Source organism: Mycobacterium sp. C31M, assembly GCF_053345865.1.
Genome location: NZ_JBKFAX010000002.1, coordinates 320,362 through 339,564 on the forward strand (window position 1 = coordinate 320,362; position 19,203 = coordinate 339,564).

The following is a 19,203-nucleotide window of genomic DNA, read 5'->3' on the forward strand; positions in this document are numbered from 1 at the left end:
GACTCGCTTTGACTGACGTCACGTAGATCCGACTACGACAACAGCCAGTCATTCGGGCTGAACAACTCGCTGTGCACCCGGGTCACCCCGCGCGCCACCAACTGGTCTCGCACCGCGCGGACGAACCCGTCGTTGCCACACAGGTACACCTCGGCGTCCGCGGGCAGGTCGACCCCGTCCAGCGACATCAGGTCCTCGTACCAAACCTGCAGGGAAGCGTTCGGCAGGCCGTCGACCAGTTGACGCTGACGTTCCCGCAGCGGGTGGGTCTGCTCGCTGCGGTCGGCGTGCAGAACGGTGACCTGCGCATCCGAGGGCAGCGCCTCCAGGATGCCGATCATCGGGGTGATGCCGATCCCGGCGGAGATGAGCACCAGCGGGACGCCGGCGACGGGCACCGGCAGATCACCGAACGGGACCGTGACGTCGATCAGATCCCCCGCGCGCAGGTTGTCGCGGATCCACTCCGACACCTCACCGGCCGGCTTGACCGCGAACGTCAGCTCACCGCTGCCGGGTTTGTTGACCAGGCTGTACTGACGCAGCTGGCGAGCCCCGTCGGGCAGCGTCACGCCGACCGAGACATATTGTCCCGCTTCGAATTCCACATCCAAACCGACGGTCACCAGCACCACACCGGAGGGATCGTCGGCGCGCGCGAGCACCCGGGCCCGCCGGTAGACGTCACCGGCGGCCACCCCGGCCTCGTCGTAGAGGCCCTGCTCCATGTCGATCAGCGTGTTGGCCATGATCCAGTAGACCCGGTCCCACGCCTGGGCGACGTCGGCGGTGACGGTGTCGGCACCGAGCACCTCGACGATCGCGGCGAACAGATGCTCGTGCACCACCGGGTACAGGTCCGCGGTCACCCCGAGCGAGGTGTGCTTGTGTCCGATCCGCGACAGCAGTTCGGCCGGATGCGGCAGGTCCGGGTTCACCAGATGTGCGGCGAAGGTGGCAATCGACGCGGCCAGCGCGCGCTGCTGTGCACCCTGGGCCTGATTGCCCCGGTTGAACAGATTGCGCAGCAGCGCCGGGTGCGCCTCGAACAGTCGCGTATAGAAGGACCGGGTGATCGCATCGATATTGGCTCCGACCAGCGGCAGCGTTGCCGAGATGACCTCGGCCTCGGCGGGCAGCAGCTCATCAGGGGCGACAATGACGGTCATGGGGCGGTCCTCTCCAGTGGCAGTGCTACGACCGGGAGCAGGGCGCCGCCGGTCAGGTCTTCGAGGGTGTGGTTGTCGAGTTCGCGGTAGAAAGCCTCTTTGGCGTCGGCCAGCACGCGGCGCAACCGGCACCCGGCGATCAACGGGCAGGGCCGCGCCCCGCCATCGCAGTCGATGACCTCGGCGTCCCCCTCCAGCCGACGCACCAGCCAGCCCAGCGACACCGTCCGGCCTTCGGCGGTGAGCGAGAGTCCGCCGACCCGGCCACGTCGGGCGTTGACCATGCCGAGGTCGACCAGTCGGGCGACCGCCTTGGCGACGTGATGCTCGGACGCGTCGGCACCGACGGCGATCGTGCGGGTGGTGATGCGGCGGTCGGCGGCATCCCCCGCGGCCAGCAGCATCATCGTGCGCAGCCCCAGGTCGGTGAACCGGGTGAGTTGCATGACGCCGACGCTACAAATCCTGCATCGCAAATACCAGATATCCGGGCAGTGGCCTTAAATACACGTTGACGTGCGGTTTTTGGACCTGCGATTTCAGCCGGTAAGGCGCTTACCCATAAGGTGTTGCGCATGGCAACTGACGCAGATCGCCTGTACTTCCGCCAACTGCTGTCGGGTCGCGATTTCGCGGCCGCCGACCCGATCGCCCAGCAGATGCGCAACTTCGCCTACCTGATCGGCGATCGCGAGACCGGTGACGCAGTGCTGGTCGATCCGGCCTATGCCGCCGGCGACCTCGTCGACACGCTGGAGGCCGACGGGATGCGACTGTCCGGTGTGCTGGTCAGCCACCACCATCCCGACCATGTCGGCGGCACCATGATGGGTTTCACGCTCGCCGGGGTGGCCGAGCTGCTGGACCGGGTGAACGTGCCGGTGCACGTCAATGCCCTTGAAGCGGAATGGGTTTCGAACGTCACCGGAATCGCGATGAGCGAGCTGACCACCCACCAGCACGGCGACACCGTCAGCGTCGGCGATATCGACATCGAGCTGCTGCATACCCCGGGCCATACGCCGGGCAGCCAGTGCTTCCTGCTCGACGGCCGCCTGGTCGCCGGCGACACCCTGTTCCTGGAGGGCTGTGGCCGCACCGATTTCCCGGGCGGCAACGTCGATGACATGTTCCGCAGCTTGCAGTCGTTGGCCAAGCTGCCCGGTGATCCGACGGTGTTCCCCGGTCACTGGTATTCGGCCGACCCGAGCGCGCCGCTGGAAGTCGTGAAGCAGTCCAACTATGTCTATCGGGCCAGCAATCTGGATCAGTGGCGAATGCTGATGGGCGGCTGACATGACCGCCCGGCCGGCGATAGTCGCGCACCGGATTGCTGGCTGGACTATTGTGCGAGCTCACAGCGCCTGACGGCGCGCGCTTAGGGAGGAAGCCCGGCATGACGACACCGCCGACCACGGCCGGCTGGTATCCGGATCCGGAGGGATCCGGCGGTCAACGCTATTGGGATGGTTCCGAGTGGCAGGCACATGGCCCCGAAGATGACCTAGCCGAGACCTCGGCCTGGCCGATCGAACTGCCACCCTGGCCCGAGGACGATATGGCCATGCCGTCCTGGGAGGACGCCGGTAAGGCCGAGCCCGTCGTCGAGGAACCGGTCGTCGAGGTTATCGAAGCCGAGGAACCGATCGTCGACGAACCAGTGGCCGAGGTTGTCGAAGCCCAGGAGCCGGTCGCCGAGGCCGATGCCTCCCCTGATGTCTCCCCTGATGTCTCCGAGCAGACCACCACCGTCGTGCAACTGCCCGAACAGCCGACGGCCGTCGTGCAGCTTCCCGAGGCGACCGCCCCCGAGCAGCCCACCGCGGTGGTCCCGACGCTGCCGCCGCCCCCGGCGTCGTTCGCCGCCCCTCCGCCCCCGGTCGCCGAGTCACCGGCAGCCGGCAGCCCGCTCAAGGGTTACCTGATCGGGGTCGGGGCTCTGCTGGCCGTGTTGATCGGTGTCCTGGTGTGGGCGTTTGCGTTCGCCGACCCGGGCACCGGTGCCACCACCGCAGACGGGACAGGCGTGACCGTCGAGACCAGTGAGGCCGGTGAGCCGACGGCCGCGACAACGGATTCCGCCGCCCCCGGCAGCACTGCGGCGCCGGCCGCCGGCTCGGCCGTCGACGGTGACGTCACGATCACCCAGAACGGCGTCGAGATCACCCCGACCGTGTCGGCCGTGGACAACGAATTCCTGACCAAGACGGCGGCCGGCCAGTTCGTCGTCGTCAAGCTGAACCTGGTCAACAACGGCGACTCACCGGCCACCTTCCTGTCCGACCAGCAGGTACTCACCGCAGGCGGGCAACCGTTCAACGCCGATACCGAGGGCACGTTCTACCTCGGGGGCATCTCGGCGGTGCTGTACCCGGGCGAACCGGTCGACGTGACCATCGCGTTCGACGTGCCCGCGGGCAGCACGCCGGAGTCGATTCAGGTCTTCGGCGACCTCGGTAGCCAGGGCGCCACCATCAATCTGACCTGATCGAGTTGCTTGGTTTCCGACATGTGTACGCCACATGGCGGACAGACAACCGATTCCGTGGCACGATAGCCTTCTAGCGCCGAATTTCGTCGATAGCCGGGTCGCCTAAGCGAGATTCCGCCTTGGTTACGCCAAGTGTGATTGGCAGAATAGTTCGCTAGATTTCGATTCAGATGCATACCGGGGGGTTGCCGTGACGAAGATCGTGCTGTGCTTTGACCATGCGGGCGAAAGCAACGCCACGGCGTTGTTCCGTCGGGTCGACCCCACCGGGCAGATCGGTTGGCATCAGCACACGAGTCGACGGCCCGAGGACGCCCGCGCCGCGGTCAGCGCGGCCTATACCTTTCTGGTCGAGCACTGGGCTCCCGGCGATGAGGTCTACGTCTTCGGCGCGGGCAGCGGGGCCGCGTGCGCACAGGCGTTGACGCGGCTGCTGAGCACCATCGGTGTGCTCGACGGTGAACTGCGCGACTACATGCTGGCGACCTACGCGTTGCCGCGCACCTGCCGGACCGCCCAGGACTGGAGTGATGTCACCGGGGTGGCCGCCGGCCTGGTGGAGGACGACGACATCGCCGTGCCGGTGCGGTTCCTGGGGTTGTGGGACAGCGCCCGCATCCGCGGCGCCGCCGGGCCGATCGAGGTCGTCTCCGGACGTCATGCCGTGGCGATCGACGGCGGGCCGACACTGCAGCGCGTCCCCGGCATCGACGAGGTGTGGTTCCGCGGGAACCGCCGCGACATCCTCACCGGCGCGCTGACACTGGAATGGATGCTCGACGGCGCCGCGACGGCCGGTCTGCGGCTCGACACCACGTGGTCGGGACAGGTCGAGCGGGAGAGTTCGGCGTTGACTGTCGGATTGCGACGGCTACCCGGTGATGCCGTCGTGCATGCCAGCGTGGCTTTGCATGTCCGTTCGCATCCGCGGTACTGGCGGCGGTTGCCGGCATTGGTCGAATGGGCCGACGTGGATTGGCTCGACCGCGGTGAGCGGTTGTTGGCCTCCGAACCTGTCGCGGCGACGCCGCCAAAGGTGCTCGCCACCGCGTCCTAGCAACGCCACGGCCCTGTCTTTGTGCGATCATCGGCGAAGTCTCTATTCGTTCAATGACATGGGGTCGCCGTGGAGTGGTTCAGGGATCGGTGGGCCGAACTGGCCGGCCTGGGGTCGGCGGGGTGGTTGGCGATCGCGGCGTGGGCCGGGCTGGCACTCGGGCTGTGCGCTCTGCTGTTCACCGCGCGGGCGCTGAAGCGGAATCGTGAGCTCAAGAGTGATGAGCTGCGGCCGCATGTGGTGGTGTTCATGGAACCGCATCCGTCGGACTGGCATGTCATCGAGCTGGTGGTGCGCAACTTCGGGCAGTCCGCGGCGCATGCCGTGACGTTGGAGTTCAGTACCCCGCTGACCGTCGGCCGGTACGAGGACAGATACCCCGACCGACTGCCCGAAGTGTCCGAACTTCGACTTCCCAGCGAACTCACCCAACTCGCACCCGGGCAAGAGTGGCGAACGGTGTGGGATTCGGCGATCAGCCGCGAGGAGTTCGGCGGGCAGATCGAGTCCCGGTTCGAGGGGACGGTGCGCTACACCGCGGGTAAGCGCCGGTTCGAATCAGCGGTGGTGCTGGACTGGGCGACGTTGCAGCCGGTGCAACGGTTGGAGCTGATGACCACGCATGATCTGGCCAAGCGGGAGAAGCAGAAGCTGGAGCTGCTGCGCAGCGTGCTGACCTACTTCCACTATGCGTCCAAGGAGACCCGGCCGGAGGTGTTCCGCGCCGAGATCGACCGGATGAACCGCGCGGTGCGCGAGACGCAGGACCGCTGGCGCACCCGGCAGTCCGATGAGACGACGAAGTTGGACTTCCCGTGGATCGGCGAGCAGGTCGCCGAGGAGCAGCCCAGCGGGCGGCACCACTCCAGCCCCGCCATCGGAATTCGGCACCGCGCTCCGTAACATCGCCGGCTATGACCGCCACTTACGCAGTGCACGATGCCGTCGCGACGGTGACCCTCGACGACGGCAAGGTCAACGCGCTGTCAACGGCGATGCAGGCCGCCATCGGGGCCGCGCTGGACCAGGCCGAGACCGATATCGCCGCCGGGACCGTCAAGGCCGTGGTGTTGGCCGGCAACGAGCGGGTGCTCAGCGGCGGGTTCGACCTGAGCGTGTTCGCCGGCGGCGACGTGGCGGCCGGGCACGCGATGCTCAGCGGTGGATTCGAGCTGGCGACCCGGGTGCTGCGGTTCCCGGCGCCGGTGGTGATCGCCGCGACCGGGCCTGCGATCGCGATGGGGTCGTTCCTGCTGCTGACCGGTGATCACCGGGTGGGTTCGGAGCGCTCACGCTGCCAGGCCAACGAGGTGGCGATCGGGATGACGCTGCCGGTCGCGGCGCTGGAGATCATGCGGATGCGGTTGACGCCGCCGGCGTTCTCCCGTGCTGTGTCGGTGGCCGCGGTGTTCTCCGGTGACGCGGCCGTGGCGGCGGGTTGGTTGGACGAGATCGTCGAACGTGACGCGGTGTTGGCCCGGGCTCAGGAGGTGGCGGCCGAGTATGCGTCGACGCTTCATCTGAAGGCGCATGTGGCCAGCAAGCTGAAGGCGCGTGCGTCGGGCATCGAGGCCATTCAGGCCGGGATCGACGGTCTGGCAGCCGAATTCAAGATGTCGCTGAGCTAGTTGCCCGCGAGCGACCGCAAAGTGGCAGTGGCGACGGCGTGTCGCTGTACCAACACGGTCGCTCGCGGGACGACAGGCTCAGCACTCACCGCTTCGGTTCACCGCCACGGCCGTGTACGTCGTCAGATCAATCGGATCGCCGGCGTCGGGCGCCTGCTTGCACACCTCGTACAGCTTCGGGGCCCGCACCGAGAAACCCCGTCCGTACTGATTGATGACATCGAGCCATGGGCCGCCGGTGTCCTTGATCGCCGCGTCGTACGCGGCCTGTGCCTCGGGCAGGCTCATGCCCGACAGATCCGGCATCGTCCAGCTTCCCTCGGCCACAGCCGTCGGCATTCCCGCCACCGACAACGCAACCACTGCGGCACCAGCGACTGCCAACGTCCTCTTCATGGCGAACCCCCTCTGTCATCGTGCCAAGGCACGCACCGATCTCATCCCGCAGCGTAGACCCGCGCGGGCAACTCGTTCTCCGTCTCTCGAATTGTCATGTCGTCGTGTCAGCCCCGCCCGTTACGCTGGCCACCGATGGCCCTGCACACCCACCGCGCGGAGCGCACCGATGCGCTCGCCGACGGCCTGGCAAACCTGCTGGGCCGGCCCCTGCCCGACCCGTTCGCCACCGAACTCGTCCTCGTCCCGGCCAAGGGCATCGAACGCTGGCTCAGCCAGCGCCTGTCCAACCGGCTCGGTGTCTGCGCGGGCGTCGAGTTCCGCAACCCGCACTCGCTGATCGCCGAACTCACCGGCACCGATACCGCCAACCCGTGGGCCGCCGACGCCATGGTGTGGCCGCTGCTCGCCGTCATCGACGAAAGCCTCGACGAACCCTGGTGCGCCACCCTGGCCACCCACCTCGGGCACTTCACCGACGGTGAGGAATACGAGCTGCGCCAGGGCCGCCGCTACGCCGTGGCCCGTCGCATCGCCGGCTTGTACGCCTCCTATGCCCGCCAACGCCCACAGCTGCTCACCGACTGGGCCGACCTGCCTGATGATCTGGCCTGGCAGAAACCGCTGTGGGACAGGCTCACCGAGCGCATCGATGCCGACCCACCGCACATCCGGCACGCCGAAACCCTTGCTCAGCTGCGTGATTCACCCTCGGACCTGCCGCCGCGCATCTCGCTGTTCGGGCATACCCGGGTACCTGCCACCGAGATCGAACTCCTCGAGGCCCTCGCTACCCACCACGACCTGCACCTGTGGCTCCCCCACCCCAGCGACCCGCTGTGGCGATCACTCGCCGGCCGTGACGGCGCCCTGCCCCGGCGCGACGACACCGACCACCGCGCCGTCAATCACCCACTGCTCGCCACCCTCGGCCGCGACCTGCGCGAGCTGCAACGCGCACTGCCCACCCCGGCCACCGACGAATACCTGCCCACCACAAGCCATCCCGACACCATGCTGGGCTGGCTGCAGGCCGACATCGCCGCCGACGCCGTCCGCCCCGAGGGCCGCACGCACCGTAAAGAAGACCGCTCGGTGCAGGTCCATGCCTGTCACGGCCCGGCCCGGCAGATCGACGTGCTACGCGAGGTGCTACTCGGCCTGCTCGCCGACGACCCGACGCTGGAACCACGCGACATCCTGGTGATGTGTCCGGACATCGAGACCTATGCCCCACTGATCAGCGCCGGGTTCGGCCTCGGTGATGTCGTGCACAACGCCCACCCCGCCCACCGGCTGCGGGTCCGCCTCGCCGACCGCGCCCTGGTGCAGACCAACCCGCTGCTCGCCGTCGCCGAACAACTGCTCACCCTGGCCGGCGGCCGCGCCGGCGCCAGCGAGGTACTCAACCTGGCCGGCACCGGGCCCGTCCGCGCCCGCTTCGGGTTCACCGACGACGATCTGGACGCCGTCACCGCGTGGGTGCGCGAGGCCAATATCCGCTGGGGTTTCGACCAGGAGCACCGCAAGCCCTACGGACTCGAATTCCTGCACAACACCTGGCGATTCGGGATCGACCGGATCCTGGCCGGTGTGGCGATGTCCGACGACTCACACGCCTGGCTGGGCACCACGCTGCCGCTGGACGATGTGAGCAGCAACCGCGTCGAACTCGCCGGCCGGTTCGCCGAATTCGTCGAGCAACTCAGCACCGCGGTGCACGCCATGAGCGGCACCCGCCCGCTGACCGACTGGCTGCACACCCTCGAAACCTCCGTCGACGCGCTGGCCTGCGATGAACAGGACTGGCCGGCGGCCCAGGTACAGCGCGTCTTCGCCGATATCCTGGACCAGTCCGATAGCTCAACAGTGTTGCGGCTCAGCGATATCCGATCCCTACTGGAACGCCAGCTGGCCGGCCGCCCGACCCGCGCCAACTTCCGCACGGGCACCCTGACGGTCTGCACCATGGTGCCGATGCGCTCGGTGCCGCACCGGGTGGTCTGCCTGGTCGGCCTCGACGACGGCGTATTCCCCCGCCAGGGTGTCGTCGACGGCGACGACATCCTGGCCCGCGAACCCCGCACCGGGGAACGCGATATCCGCTCCGAGGACCGTCAACTGCTGCTCGACGCGATCGGTGCGGCCACCCAGACCCTGGTCATCACCTACACCGGGGCCAACGAATACACCGGCCAGCCCCGGCCACCGGCCGTGCCCATCGCCGAGCTGCTGGACACCGTGCGCGCCACCGCCGCCACCGGACTCGACGACCCGATAACCCGTCACCCCTTGCAGCCCTTCGACATCCAGAACGTCCAGCCCGGCGTGCTGGTCCCGAACACCCCGTTCACCTTCGACCGCACGGTGCTCGACACCGCGAAGGCGATGACCGGCCCGCGGGCCGCCCAGCCGCTGTTCGTGTCCGGGCCGCTGGCCGAGCAGCCACCAGCCGACGTGTCGTTGGCCGATCTGATCGCCTTTTTCAAGAATCCGGTGAAGGGTTTCTTCCGCGCCCTCGACTACACGCTGCCCTGGGATGTCGACGGTGTCTCCGATGTCATGCCCGTCGAGATCGACGCGCTGCAGGAATGGACCGTCGGCGAACGGATGCTCGGCGACATCATGCGCGGTATGACACCGCAGGACGCACAGCAGGCCGAATGGCGGCGCGGCACACTGCCTGCGGGCAAGTTGGGCTGGCGGCGCGCCAACGAGCTGCGTGATCAGGCCGCGCTGCTGGCGGCCGAGGCGCTGCGCCACCGCGGCACCGACGGTGCAGCCTTCGACGTGGCCGTCGACCTCGGCGCGGGACGGCGGTTGACCGGCACGGTGTCCTCGGTGTTCGGCAGCCGACTGGTCAGCGTCACGTATTCCAAGCTCGGCGGGCAGCATCTGCTGGCCTCCTGGATTCCGCTGCTTGCCCTCACCGCCGCGCACGGAACCCGCTGGTCCGCAGTCTGCATCGGCCGCCCGCCACGGCACACCACCCCGCGGGTATCGGGGCTCGGCGCCCCGAGTGATGCCAAAGCGCTGCTGCACGACCTTGTTTCGATGTATGACGAGGGCCGGCGCCGCCCACTACCGCTGCCGATCAAGACCTCGTATGCCTGGGCGGAGGCCCGCAAGGCCGGTGAGGATCCGCAGCAGCGCGTGACCTACCGATGGCGCAACGATCGTGACGACCCGGCGATCGTGCGAGTGTGGGGCCGCGACCCGGATCTGGATGCCCTGGTCGGTCTGGACGACTACGCGCAACGCCTGTGGCTGCCGCTGCTGGAAGCCGAAGAGGCGGCGCCGTGAAAACCTTCGATCTGATCGGCCCGCTGCCCGCGCCGGCCAGCACCACCGTGTTGGAGGCCAGTGCCGGCACAGGGAAGACTTTCGCTCTGGCCGGGCTGGTGACGCGGATGGTCGCCGAAGACCGTGCCGGCCTGGACCAGATGCTGCTCATCACCTTCGGCCGGGCCGCGAGCCAGGAACTGCGCGAACGGGTCCGCGGCCAGATCGTCGAAGCGATCGCGGCGTTCGAGGACCCGGCCAAGGCCACCAACGAGCTGCTGCGCCACCTGATCGGCGCCGACCAGCGGGCACGCAACCAACGGCTGCGCGACGCGCTGGCCGGATTCGATGCCGCCACCATCGCGACCACCCACCAGTTCTGCAGCATCGTGCTGAAATCCCTCGGGGTGGCCGGCGACAGCGACAGCGGGCTGACCCTGGTGGAGAACCTCGACGAGCTGGTGTCCGAGATCGTCGACGACCTGTACCTGGCCCGGTTCGGCGCCGAGACCGACGCACCGAACTTCGGCTACCGCGACGCGCAGCGGCTGGCCAAGCAGGTGGTTCGCAATCCCGCCGCACAGCTGCGCCCGATCAACCCGGACCCGGATTCGGAGAACGCCGTCCAACTCGGCTTCGCCCGAGATGTCCTCGCGGAGTTGGAGATCCGCAAGCGGCGCAACGGCATTCTGGGTTACGACGATCTGCTGACCCGGCTGGCCGAAGCACTGGCCGATCCCGACTCGGCCGCGCGGGTCCGGATGCCGCAGCGCTGGCCGGTGGTGATGGTCGACGAGTTCCAGGACACCGACCCGGTGCAGTGGCAGGTACTGGAGCGCGCCTTCGCGGGACGGTCCACCCTCATCTTGATCGGCGACCCGAAGCAGGCCATCTACGGGTTCCGCGGCGGCGATATCGACACCTATCTGCGCGCGGCGGCCACCGCCGGCGACAAGCAGACCCTGGGCACCAACTGGCGCAGCGATGCCGTCCTGGTCGACCGGCTGCAGGTGGTGCTCGGTGGTGCGCAGCTCGGCGGGCCGCAGATCGTGGTGCACGATGTCGACGCCCACCACACGGGCCACCGGCTGGCGGGCGCTCCGCACAACGACCCGTTCCGGCTGCGGGTGGTGACTCGCACCGGCAAGGGCACCCGCACCATCTCCATGGACAAGTTGCGCGGCCATATCGGCGCCGACCTGGCCGCCGATATCGGTCGACTGTTGGCCAGTGGCGCCACCTTCGACGGCCGGCCACTGCAGGCCCGCGATATCGCCGTCATCGTCGAGACCCACCGCGACGCCCGCGCCTGCGATGCCGCACTGGCCGAGGCGGAAATTCCGGCGGTGTACACCGGCGACTCCAACGTGTTCGCCTCCCGTGCCGCCGAGGACTGGCTGTGTCTGCTGGAGGCCTTCGATCAGCCGCACCGGTCCGGGCTGGTACGCGCGGCGGCCGCGACGCTGTTCTTCCGGGAGACCGCCGAAACCCTTGCCGCGGGCGGAGATGCGCTGACCGACCGGATCGCCGAGGAGCTGCGCAGCTGGGCCGGTCACGCCCGCGAGCGCGGGGTGGCGGCGGTGTTCGAGGCTGCTCAACTGGCCGGCATGGGCCGTGAGGTGCTGTCCTGGCAGGGCGGCGAGCGGTTGATGACCGACCTGGCGCATATCACCCAACTGCTGCAGGACACCGCACACCGCGAGGGCTTCGGGCTGCCGGCCCTGCGGGACTGGCTGCGCACCCAGGCCGGTGAGGACGGTGGGTCCGCCGAGCGCAACCGTCGACTCGACAGTGACGCGGCCGCGGTCCAGATCATGACGGTATGGGTGTCCAAGGGCCTGCAGTACCCGGTGGTGTACCTGCCGTTCGCGTTCAATCGTTATGCGCCCGACCCGAATCCGGTGCTCTACCACAAGGACGATATCCGCTGCCTGCACGTCGGCAGTGCCGGGCCCGAGGTGCTGCGGGCCGGTAAGGCCGAGGCGGCGGCCAACGACAGCCGGCTGACCTATGTCGCGATGACCCGGGCCTGCTCGCAGGTGGTGGCCTGGTGGGCACCGTCCTGGGATGAACCCAACGGTGGGTTGTCGCGGTTGATGCGGGGACGCGCGCCCGGCGAGGACGAGGTGCCCGCGGTGTGTTCGCCGGCCAAGATCACCGATGCCGATGCCCGCGCCCGGCTGCAGGCCTGGGCCGATGCCGGGGGTCCGGTGCTCGAGGAGTCGATCGTCGAATCCGTCTTGTCGCCCGAAATCGAATCGGCGACAGGTGAACTCGCGGTGCGAAGGTTCCAGCGGTCCATCGACCTGTCCTGGCGGCGCACGTCCTACTCGGGTCTGTTGCGGGCCGCCGAGGAGGCCCCGGTGTCCAGCGAGCCCGAGATCGTCGAACTCGACGACGAGGTGACCGATATCCCACTGGTGGCACCGGCCACCGGCGCCGACGTGCCCTCGCCGATGGCCGACCTGCCCACCGGCGCTGCGTTCGGTTCGTTGGTGCACGCGGTGCTGGAGACCGCCGACCCGTTTGCCTCGGACCTGACCGCCGAACTGCGCGAGCATGTCGAACGGCACGCCGCCCGGTGGCCGGTGACGGTGGCCGCCGACGAGTTGGCGGCCGCGCTGGTACCGCTGCACGATACCGACCTGGGCCCGTTGGCGTCCGGGTGGACGTTGCGCCGGATCGGTCTGCCGGATCGGTTGCGGGAGCTGGATTTCGAGTTTCCGTTGGCCGGCGGTGACGGTACCGTCGGCGGGTTCGCCCGGCTGTCCGACCTGGGTGCGCTGCTGGCCGAGCATCTGCGGCCCGACGACCCGATGGCCGGCTACGTCGATCGGTTGTCCTCCGGCGCGCTGGCCAACCAACCCCTGCACGGTTACCTGTCCGGGTCGATCGACGCGGTGCTGCGGGTCGACGGCCGGTTCCTGGTGGTGGATTACAAGACGAACTGGCTGGGGGCCGGGGACGCACCGTTGACCGCGGCCGACTACGGCCCGGAGCGGCTCGCCGAGGCGATGCTGCATTCGGACTATCCGCTGCAAGCGCTGCTGTACAGCGTTGTGCTGCACCGGTATCTGAGCTGGCGGCTGCCGGGCTACGACCCGGACGTCCACCTGGGTGGGGTGCTGTATCTGTTCGTGCGCGGGATGTGCGGCGCGGACACCCCGACCCAGGACGGGCATCCCGCGGGGGTGTTCAGCTGGAATCCGCCGGCGGCGCTGGTGGTCGCACTGTCGGGGGTGCTTGATGCTTGAGTTCGAACCCGCCGATATCCATGTGGCACAACGTCTGACGGCGCTGGCTCAGGAAGCCTCACCGGAGGTGACGCTGGCTGTGCAGCTCGCGGTGCGGGCGCTGCGCGGTGGCTCGGTGTGCGTGGACCTGCGGGCCGCGGCGGCCGAGGTCGACCTGGTCGCCGACGAGTGGCTGGCCGCGGTGGCCGCCAGCCCGTTGACTGGCGCGCCCCCGGTATTGCGGCTGCTGGGTGATCTGCTCTACCTGGACCGGTACTGGCTGGAAGAGGAGCAGGTCTGCACCGATGTACTGGCCCTGGTGTCCGCCCGACCGCCCGGCGCGGCGCCGGATGTGTTGCGGCTGTTCCCCGATGACTGGGCCGAGCAGCGCGCCGCGGCGCAGATGGCGCTGACGCAGGGGCTCACGGTGCTGACCGGCGGGCCGGGTACCGGGAAGACGACGACGGTCGCCCGACTGCTGGCGCTGCTGGCCGAGCAGGCGACCCTGGCGGGCCGGCCGGCACCCCGGATCGCGCTGGCCGCGCCGACCGGAAAGGCCGCCGCCCGACTGCAGGAGGCGGTGCAGATCGAGGTGAACGAACTCGGCGGCGAGGACCGGTCCCGGCTGACGGGCCTGCAGGCGACCACCCTGCACCGGTTGTTGGGTTCCCGACCGGACACGTCGTCGCGGTTCCGGCACCATCGCGGGAACCGGTTGCCTCATGACGTCATCGTCGTCGACGAGACGTCGATGGTGTCGCTGACGATGATGGCGCGGCTGCTGGAGGCGGTGCGCCCGGAGACCCGGCTGCTGTTGGTGGGCGATCCGGATCAGCTGGCCTCGGTGGAGGCCGGGGCGGTGCTCGCCGATCTGGTCGACGGGCTCGGCGCGGACCGGGTGGCGTCGTTGACGACATCACACCGGTTCGGTGCGGAGATCGGGACGCTGGCGGCCGCGGTGCGCACCGGCGATGCCGATACCGCGTTGGCGGTGCTGGCCGCCGGCGGTCACCATATCGAATGGCTGCCGTCGACCGCGGGCCTGCGAGATGTGCTGCTACCGCAGGCGTTACGACTGCGTCAGGCATGCGTCCTCGGCGACAAGGGCACCGCACTGCAGACCTTGGACGAGCATCGGCTGCTGTGTGCGCACCGGCACGGCCCGTTCGGGGTGACGCACTGGAATCGTCAGGTGCAGCGTTGGCTGACCGAGGCGACCGGCGACCCGCTGTGGGCCACCTGGTATGCCGGTCGGCCAATTCTGGTGACCGCCAACGACTATGGCCTCAAGCTGTACAACGGCGATACCGGGGTGACGGTGGCGACACCGGACGGGTTGCGGGTGGCGGTCGGGGCACAGACCTTCGTCCCTGGCCGACTGGCCGAGGTCGAGACCATGCATGCGATGACGATCCACAAATCGCAGGGCAGCCAGGCCGATGAGGTGACCGTGCTGCTACCGGGCGAGGATTCGCGCCTGCTGACGCGGGAGCTGTTCTACACCGCGGTGACGCGGGCGAAGTCCCGCGTGCGGGTGGTGGGCTCGGAGGCCGAGGTACACGCGGCGATATCCCGCCAGGCCGTCCGAGCGACCGGCCTGGGTCGACGCCTGCGTAACTAGACGGTCTTGGCCGCGAACGCGGCGCTGGAGACGATGCCGATGGACAAGGCCAACGTGCCGTAGCCGAGAATGGCGGCGGCCACGACGGCGCCAACCGCGCCGGCACCGAGCAAAACCATGATTACGCCCAGCAGAATCCCGCTCATGCCCACCTCTTTCGTATGACTGCAATCACAATGTAGCGCAACGGGTGCGCTGAATCACACTCACGGTGGCATCGTTTTGGCGTCATTCGCTTACGCGCGTTTGTGCACACGGAACCGAAGTTTTGTTAGCCCGCCGTAGCACTGGTCGCAAGCTGGCCTTGTAAGTCGAGCTAAGGTTCGCTCGAGCTTATGTGAACGACCATTCCGCGGGCCCGGCCCCAGCGGATGGGGTTGCAGGTTCGTCCGATCGGTGGACACGTCCCTTTGCGATTTCGGCGCGTTCGCGTACGCCACCCGTACGTGAACGCGCCGAAATCACGAGCCGGGCAGCGCGAGCCGGAAGTTGGTCCGCAGCGTCTGCAGATACTGACCCGGCAGCGACCCGGTGGTGTACGCGATCCCGTACTTCTCGCACAGCTGGCGCACCTGCCGACTGATCTGCGCGTACCGATTACTCGGCAGGTCCGGGAACAGGTGGTGCTCGATCTGATAGCAGAGGTTGCCGCTGGAGAATGCCAGCACCGGGCCGGCCCGGAAGTTCGCCGCGCCCAGCATCTGCCGCAGGTACCAATGCGCCCGCGTCTCGTTTTCCAGGGCGGACGGTTCGAACTGCTGCACGCCGTCGGGGAAATGTCCGCAGAAGATCACCACGTAGGTCCACAGGTTGCGCAGCAGGTTGGCGACGGCGTTCGCGCCCAGGGTGCGGCGCCATCGCCGGCCGCTCAACGCGGGCAGAAGGACGTAATCCTTGCCCACCTGTTTGGCGATCTTGCGCAGCATCACCCGGGTGACGGCACTCTCGGCCTCCGCACTCTCGGCTCGCTCCCGGTCCGAATGGTAGCCGTGCCGGGCGATCCCCCACTCGAAGATGACCGCCAGCAACAGGTTTCGCAGCGGCTGCAGCAGGTGCTCGGGTTTCCACGGTTGGTCACGGGTGACCCGCAGGACACCGAAGCCCAGATCGTCGTCCACCCCGAGCACATTGCTGAAGACGTGGTGGCGGTAGTTGTGCGAGTACCTCCACTGCGCCGACGGCGCCACCATGTCCCATTCCCACGTCGTGGAATGGATCTCGGGATCGTTCATCCAGTCCCATTGGCCGTGCGAGACGTTGTGACCGATCTCCATGTTCTCCACGGATTTCGCGTAGGCCAGCGCACACGTGCCGATGAACCAACCGGCCCGGGACCGGGTCCCCACGATCAGCAGCCGGGCCGACACATCCAACACCCGCTGGAAGGCGATGGCGCGACGAATGTAGGCCGCATCCCCGGCTCCGAGGCTGTCCTCCACCTCGGTGCGGATGCGGTCGAGTTCGGCGCCGATCGCTTCGACGTCAGCGTCGCTCAGGTTCGCGTATGCCGCGATATCGCGTAATGCCACCCAAAGTTCCCGGTCCGTCTGTATGCGGCGGGAAGCCCCCGGACCACTGTGGTGCGGTCACCAGCCTAGGCCCCACCGCACTTCTGTGCCACGCCGAATCCCGATAGGACAAACTGAAGTGATGACGGACACCGCCGCCACCCGTGTCGCGGTCTACCTGGACTTCGACAACATCGTCATCTCCCGCTACGACCAGGTGAACGGACGTAACTCGTTCCAGCGTGACAAGACCAAAGGCCTGGATCCCGCGCTGCTCGATCGCGCCACCGTCGACGTCGGCGCGATCCTGGACTTCGCGTCGTCCTTCGGCACACTTGTCCTCACCCGCGCGTACGCGGACTGGTCGGCAGAGGTCAACGCGGGGTACCGCCAGCAACTGGTGGGCCGGGCGGTGGATCTGGTCCAGCTGTTCCCGGCCGCGGCGTACGGCAAGAACGGCGCCGACATCCGATTGGCCGTGGATGCCGTCGAAGACATGTTCCGCCTGCCCGATCTGACCCATGTGGTGATCGTGGCGGGCGATTCGGACTACATCGCGTTGGCACAGCGCTGTAAACGGCTGGGCCGCTATGTCGTCGGCATCGGGGTGGCCGGCTCATCGAGCAGGGCACTGGCATCTGCGTGCGACGACTTCGTCGTCTACGACGCGCTGCCCGGCGTTCCGGTCTTCGAGCCACCGGATCCGCCGGCCAAGTCCACCCGGCGCGCCAAGAAATCCGACGAGCCCGACCCACAGGCCGCGGCGACCGCGCTGCTCGCCCGGGCGCTGCACATCGGTCTGGAGCGCGACGATGTCGACTGGCTGCACAACTCGGCGGTCAAGGCGCAGATGAAGCGGATGGATCCCTCGTTCAGCGAGAAATCGTTGGGCTTCCGGTCTTTCAGCGATTTCCTGCGGTCGCGGACCGACGTCGTCGAGTTGGACGAGAGCTCGACCACCCGGATGGTGCGCCTGCGCGAGTCGTGATTTCGGCGCGCTTTCGTATGCTGGGCGTACGCGAACGCGCCGAAATCGCAAGGGGGGAAGTCAGCGGTCGGCGCCGTTGATCACCGGCTCGGCGATCATCCCGCGCTCGACGCCCCACATGGTGGCGATGGTCCGGTACTCCCCGGACTCGATGAGGTGCTCCAACGCCGCCAGCAGCGGCTGTGCCAGCGGTGACCCCTTGGCCACCGGCCAGCCGTAGGGCGCGGAGTCGAACACCTCACCGGCGGGCACCAGCGCCCCGCCGCTGAGCTTGATCGCGAACCCGGTGACCGGTGAATCGGCCGCCATCGCATCGATCTCACCGGCGATCAGCGCCGCGGTCACATCGTCCTGCCGGGTGAAGACCACCTTCTCGATCGGCGCCAGCCCGGCGGCCACACACTCGTCGCTCTTGGCCGGCAACTCGACGGTCTCCTGTAACACGCTGTGCGCCACACCGACTCGCAGTCCGCATGCCGCACTCGGGTCGATATCGGCCCCGCCCTGCTGCGCCCACAGCGTGCCCGCCTCGAAGTAGGTGACGAAGTCGACGAGCTGCTGGCGCTCCAATGTGTCGGTGAACGAGGACATCCCGACATCCAGACCGCCGTCCCGCACGGCCGGGATGATGGCGTCGAAATCGTGCTCGCGGTACTCCGCGGTCAGGCCCATGGTGCGGGTCAGGGCATCCATCAGGTCGACGTCGAACCCGACGATGTCGCCGTCGGAGTTGGTGAACTCGTTGGGCGCGTAGGGCACATTGACGCCGACGACCAGTTTCCCGGCTTCTCGCACTTCCGCCGGTACCGCCGCCGCGATCGCCGGCACCGCCCCCTCGGGCCACTCCACCACCGAACGCGAATCCCACCATTTCCAGGCGCCGACCGCACCGGCGCCGATCAGCACCAGCACCCCGGCCACCACCAGCGCGCGCTGCGGGAGCCGACGCGGACCCGGCGCCGCGCGTCGGGCGTTGTGCCGTCCCGACCCGCTGCCGCGCACCGGCGCCCGCAATGCGCGTGCCGCCGCGGCGGCCAACTCGGCCCCGGACTGATAGCGGGCGGCCGGTTTCTTGGCCATCCCCTTGGCGATCACCTCGTCGAAGGCGGCCAGCCGCGGGTTGGACTCCGACGGTTTGGGCGTCGGCGCGACCATGTGCCCGGCGATCTGCTGTTCCAGGCTGTCGGCCGGGTACGGCCGCGCCCCGGTCAGGCATTCGTAGAGGACACAGGTCAGCGCATAGGTGTCGGCCCGGGCGTCGGCGAACCCGCCGTCGAACCGCTCGGGCGCCATGTAGGCCAGCGTGCCCAGGGTGCTGCCCGCCGTCGTCATCCCGGATTCGCCTGCGGTGCGGGCCAACCCGAAATCGATCAGATAGGCGAAGTTCGACTTGGTCAGCAGGATGTTGGACGGTTTGACGTCCCGGTGGATCAGCCCCTGCTGATGCGCGGCGTCCAGCGCCGAGGAGATCTGTTCGACGATCCGCACCGCGAACTCCGGTTCCAGCGGTTTGCTGGTGTCGGACAGCAATGCCCCCAGCGTGCGACCGTCGATCAGCCGCATGTCCAGGTACAGCCGGCCGTCGATCTCACCGAACCCGTGGATGGGCACCACGTGCGGATCGCTCACGCCCGCGGCGGCCTGCGATTCCCGTCGGAAGCGTTGTTGGAACACCGTGTCCTGGGCCAGCTGCGGCGGCAGCACCTTCAGCGCGACCACGCGGTCGGTCCTGGTGTCGTAGGCCCGGTAAACCTCGCCCATACCGCCCCGGCCGATCAGCTCCTGCAGCTGATAATGGCCGAAAGGTGTCGAGTCCACCTGTTTTCCTCT

At 68.3% G+C, this 19,203-nt stretch carries 15 protein-coding genes; 9 read left to right on the top strand and 6 right to left on the bottom strand.

Annotation, left to right across the window (positions count from 1 at the left end; genetic code table 11):
• Nucleotides 1-32: 32 nt before the first annotated feature.
• Together ACLBYA_RS04075 and ACLBYA_RS04080 are read right to left on the bottom strand one after the other, a co-directional pair.
• Entirely contained in the window at nucleotides 33-1,169 is a 1,137-nt protein-coding gene (locus ACLBYA_RS04075; protein WP_447708069.1) for a globin domain-containing protein, read from the bottom strand.
• Entirely contained in the window at nucleotides 1,166-1,615 is a 450-nt protein-coding gene (locus ACLBYA_RS04080) for an RrF2 family transcriptional regulator (protein WP_447708070.1), read from the bottom strand. Before ACLBYA_RS04080 ends, ACLBYA_RS04075 begins: the two co-directional genes overlap by 4 nt.
• A 129-nt stretch (nucleotides 1,616-1,744) precedes the next feature.
• Between ACLBYA_RS04080 and ACLBYA_RS04085 the strand changes: the two genes are divergently transcribed.
• The 5 genes from ACLBYA_RS04085 to ACLBYA_RS04105 all read left to right on the top strand — a co-directional run bounded on the left by ACLBYA_RS04085 (nucleotide 1,745) and on the right by ACLBYA_RS04105 (nucleotide 6,345).
• Entirely contained in the window at nucleotides 1,745-2,464 is a 720-nt protein-coding gene (locus tag ACLBYA_RS04085) for an MBL fold metallo-hydrolase (protein WP_447708071.1), read from the top strand.
• Nucleotides 2,465-2,565: 101 nt separating this feature from the next.
• The gene (locus tag ACLBYA_RS04090) at nucleotides 2,566-3,657 is read left to right on the top strand and encodes a DUF4352 domain-containing protein (protein WP_447708072.1); all 1,092 of its coding nucleotides are present in this window, start codon (nucleotides 2,566-2,568) and stop codon (nucleotides 3,655-3,657) included.
• 193 nt (nucleotides 3,658-3,850) lie between these two features.
• Nucleotides 3,851-4,717 (top strand): phospholipase effector Tle1 domain-containing protein, encoded by an 867-nt coding sequence (locus ACLBYA_RS04095; protein WP_447708073.1) that lies wholly within the window; start codon nucleotides 3,851-3,853, stop codon nucleotides 4,715-4,717.
• A 69-nt stretch (nucleotides 4,718-4,786) separates the two neighbouring features.
• Nucleotides 4,787-5,620: a hypothetical protein gene (locus ACLBYA_RS04100; RefSeq protein ID WP_447708074.1), complete on the top strand. Its 834-nt coding sequence runs from the start codon at nucleotides 4,787-4,789 to the stop codon at nucleotides 5,618-5,620.
• 11 nt (nucleotides 5,621-5,631) lie between these two features.
• Nucleotides 5,632-6,345: a crotonase/enoyl-CoA hydratase family protein gene (locus tag ACLBYA_RS04105; protein WP_447708075.1), complete on the top strand. Its 714-nt coding sequence runs from the start codon at nucleotides 5,632-5,634 to the stop codon at nucleotides 6,343-6,345.
• A gap of 78 nt (nucleotides 6,346-6,423) precedes the next feature.
• Here the strand turns inward: ACLBYA_RS04105 and ACLBYA_RS04110 are convergent, their stop codons facing one another.
• Entirely contained in the window at nucleotides 6,424-6,708 is a 285-nt protein-coding gene (locus tag ACLBYA_RS04110; protein WP_447708076.1) for a hypothetical protein, read from the bottom strand.
• A gap of 168 nt (nucleotides 6,709-6,876) precedes the next feature.
• On the opposite strand from ACLBYA_RS04110, the gene recC reads away from it, so the two are divergent.
• Genes recC through recD form a run of 3 tightly spaced genes read left to right on the top strand, consistent with a single transcriptional unit; the run spans nucleotide 6,877 to nucleotide 14,877 of the window.
• On the top strand, nucleotides 6,877-10,044 hold the full coding sequence (gene recC / locus ACLBYA_RS04115) for an exodeoxyribonuclease V subunit gamma (protein WP_447708077.1): 3,168 nt from the start codon (nucleotides 6,877-6,879) through the stop codon (nucleotides 10,042-10,044).
• Entirely contained in the window at nucleotides 10,041-13,277 is a 3,237-nt protein-coding gene (locus ACLBYA_RS04120; RefSeq protein WP_447708078.1) for a UvrD-helicase domain-containing protein, read from the top strand. Before recC ends, ACLBYA_RS04120 begins: the two co-directional genes overlap by 4 nt.
• Nucleotides 13,270-14,877: an exodeoxyribonuclease V subunit alpha gene (gene recD, locus ACLBYA_RS04125; protein ID WP_447708079.1), complete on the top strand. Its 1,608-nt coding sequence runs from the start codon at nucleotides 13,270-13,272 to the stop codon at nucleotides 14,875-14,877. Before ACLBYA_RS04120 ends, recD begins: the two co-directional genes overlap by 8 nt.
• On the opposite strand, the gene ACLBYA_RS04130 is transcribed toward recD, so the two are convergent.
• Both ACLBYA_RS04130 and ACLBYA_RS04135 read right to left on the bottom strand, forming a co-directional pair.
• A complete protein-coding gene (locus tag ACLBYA_RS04130) occupies nucleotides 14,874-15,023 on the bottom strand; it encodes a hypothetical protein (protein WP_447708080.1) in 150 nt (49 codons plus the stop codon). The two genes, recD and ACLBYA_RS04130, sit on opposite strands and share 4 nt — an antisense overlap.
• A 315-nt stretch (nucleotides 15,024-15,338) precedes the next feature.
• On the bottom strand, nucleotides 15,339-16,406 hold the full coding sequence (locus ACLBYA_RS04135; RefSeq protein WP_447708081.1) for a fatty acid desaturase family protein: 1,068 nt from the start codon (nucleotides 16,404-16,406) through the stop codon (nucleotides 15,339-15,341).
• Nucleotides 16,407-16,527: 121 nt separating this feature from the next.
• On the opposite strand from ACLBYA_RS04135, the gene ACLBYA_RS04140 reads away from it, so the two are divergent.
• Nucleotides 16,528-17,373: an NYN domain-containing protein gene (locus ACLBYA_RS04140; RefSeq protein WP_447708082.1), complete on the top strand. Its 846-nt coding sequence runs from the start codon at nucleotides 16,528-16,530 to the stop codon at nucleotides 17,371-17,373.
• Nucleotides 17,374-17,433: 60 nt separating this feature from the next.
• Here the strand turns inward: ACLBYA_RS04140 and stpK7 are convergent, their stop codons facing one another.
• Nucleotides 17,434-19,191, bottom strand: coding sequence for a serine/threonine protein kinase StpK7 (gene stpK7 / locus ACLBYA_RS04145; protein ID WP_447708083.1), 1,758 nt, complete (start codon nucleotides 19,189-19,191; stop codon nucleotides 17,434-17,436).
• Nucleotides 19,192-19,203 lie beyond the last annotated feature (12 nt).

What these genes read in the sequence shown, in the direction of transcription:
- ACLBYA_RS04105 (WP_447708075.1), top strand. Translation starts at nt 5,632, where the DNA reads ATGACCGCCACTTACGCAGTGCACGATGCCGTCGCGACGGTGACCCTC.
- ACLBYA_RS04075 (WP_447708069.1), bottom strand. Translation starts at nt 1,169, where the DNA reads ATGACCGTCATTGTCGCCCCTGATGAGCTGCTGCCCGCCGAGGCCGAG.
- ACLBYA_RS04090 (WP_447708072.1), top strand. Translation starts at nt 2,566, where the DNA reads ATGACGACACCGCCGACCACGGCCGGCTGGTATCCGGATCCGGAGGGA.
- ACLBYA_RS04130 (WP_447708080.1), bottom strand. Translation starts at nt 15,023, where the DNA reads ATGAGCGGGATTCTGCTGGGCGTAATCATGGTTTTGCTCGGTGCCGGC.
- ACLBYA_RS04140 (WP_447708082.1), top strand. Translation starts at nt 16,528, where the DNA reads ATGACGGACACCGCCGCCACCCGTGTCGCGGTCTACCTGGACTTCGAC.
- ACLBYA_RS04085 (WP_447708071.1), top strand. Translation starts at nt 1,745, where the DNA reads ATGGCAACTGACGCAGATCGCCTGTACTTCCGCCAACTGCTGTCGGGT.
- ACLBYA_RS04080 (WP_447708070.1), bottom strand. Translation starts at nt 1,615, where the DNA reads ATGCAACTCACCCGGTTCACCGACCTGGGGCTGCGCACGATGATGCTG.
- recC (WP_447708077.1), top strand. Translation starts at nt 6,877, where the DNA reads ATGGCCCTGCACACCCACCGCGCGGAGCGCACCGATGCGCTCGCCGAC.
- recD (WP_447708079.1), top strand. Translation starts at nt 13,270, where the DNA reads ATGCTTGAGTTCGAACCCGCCGATATCCATGTGGCACAACGTCTGACG.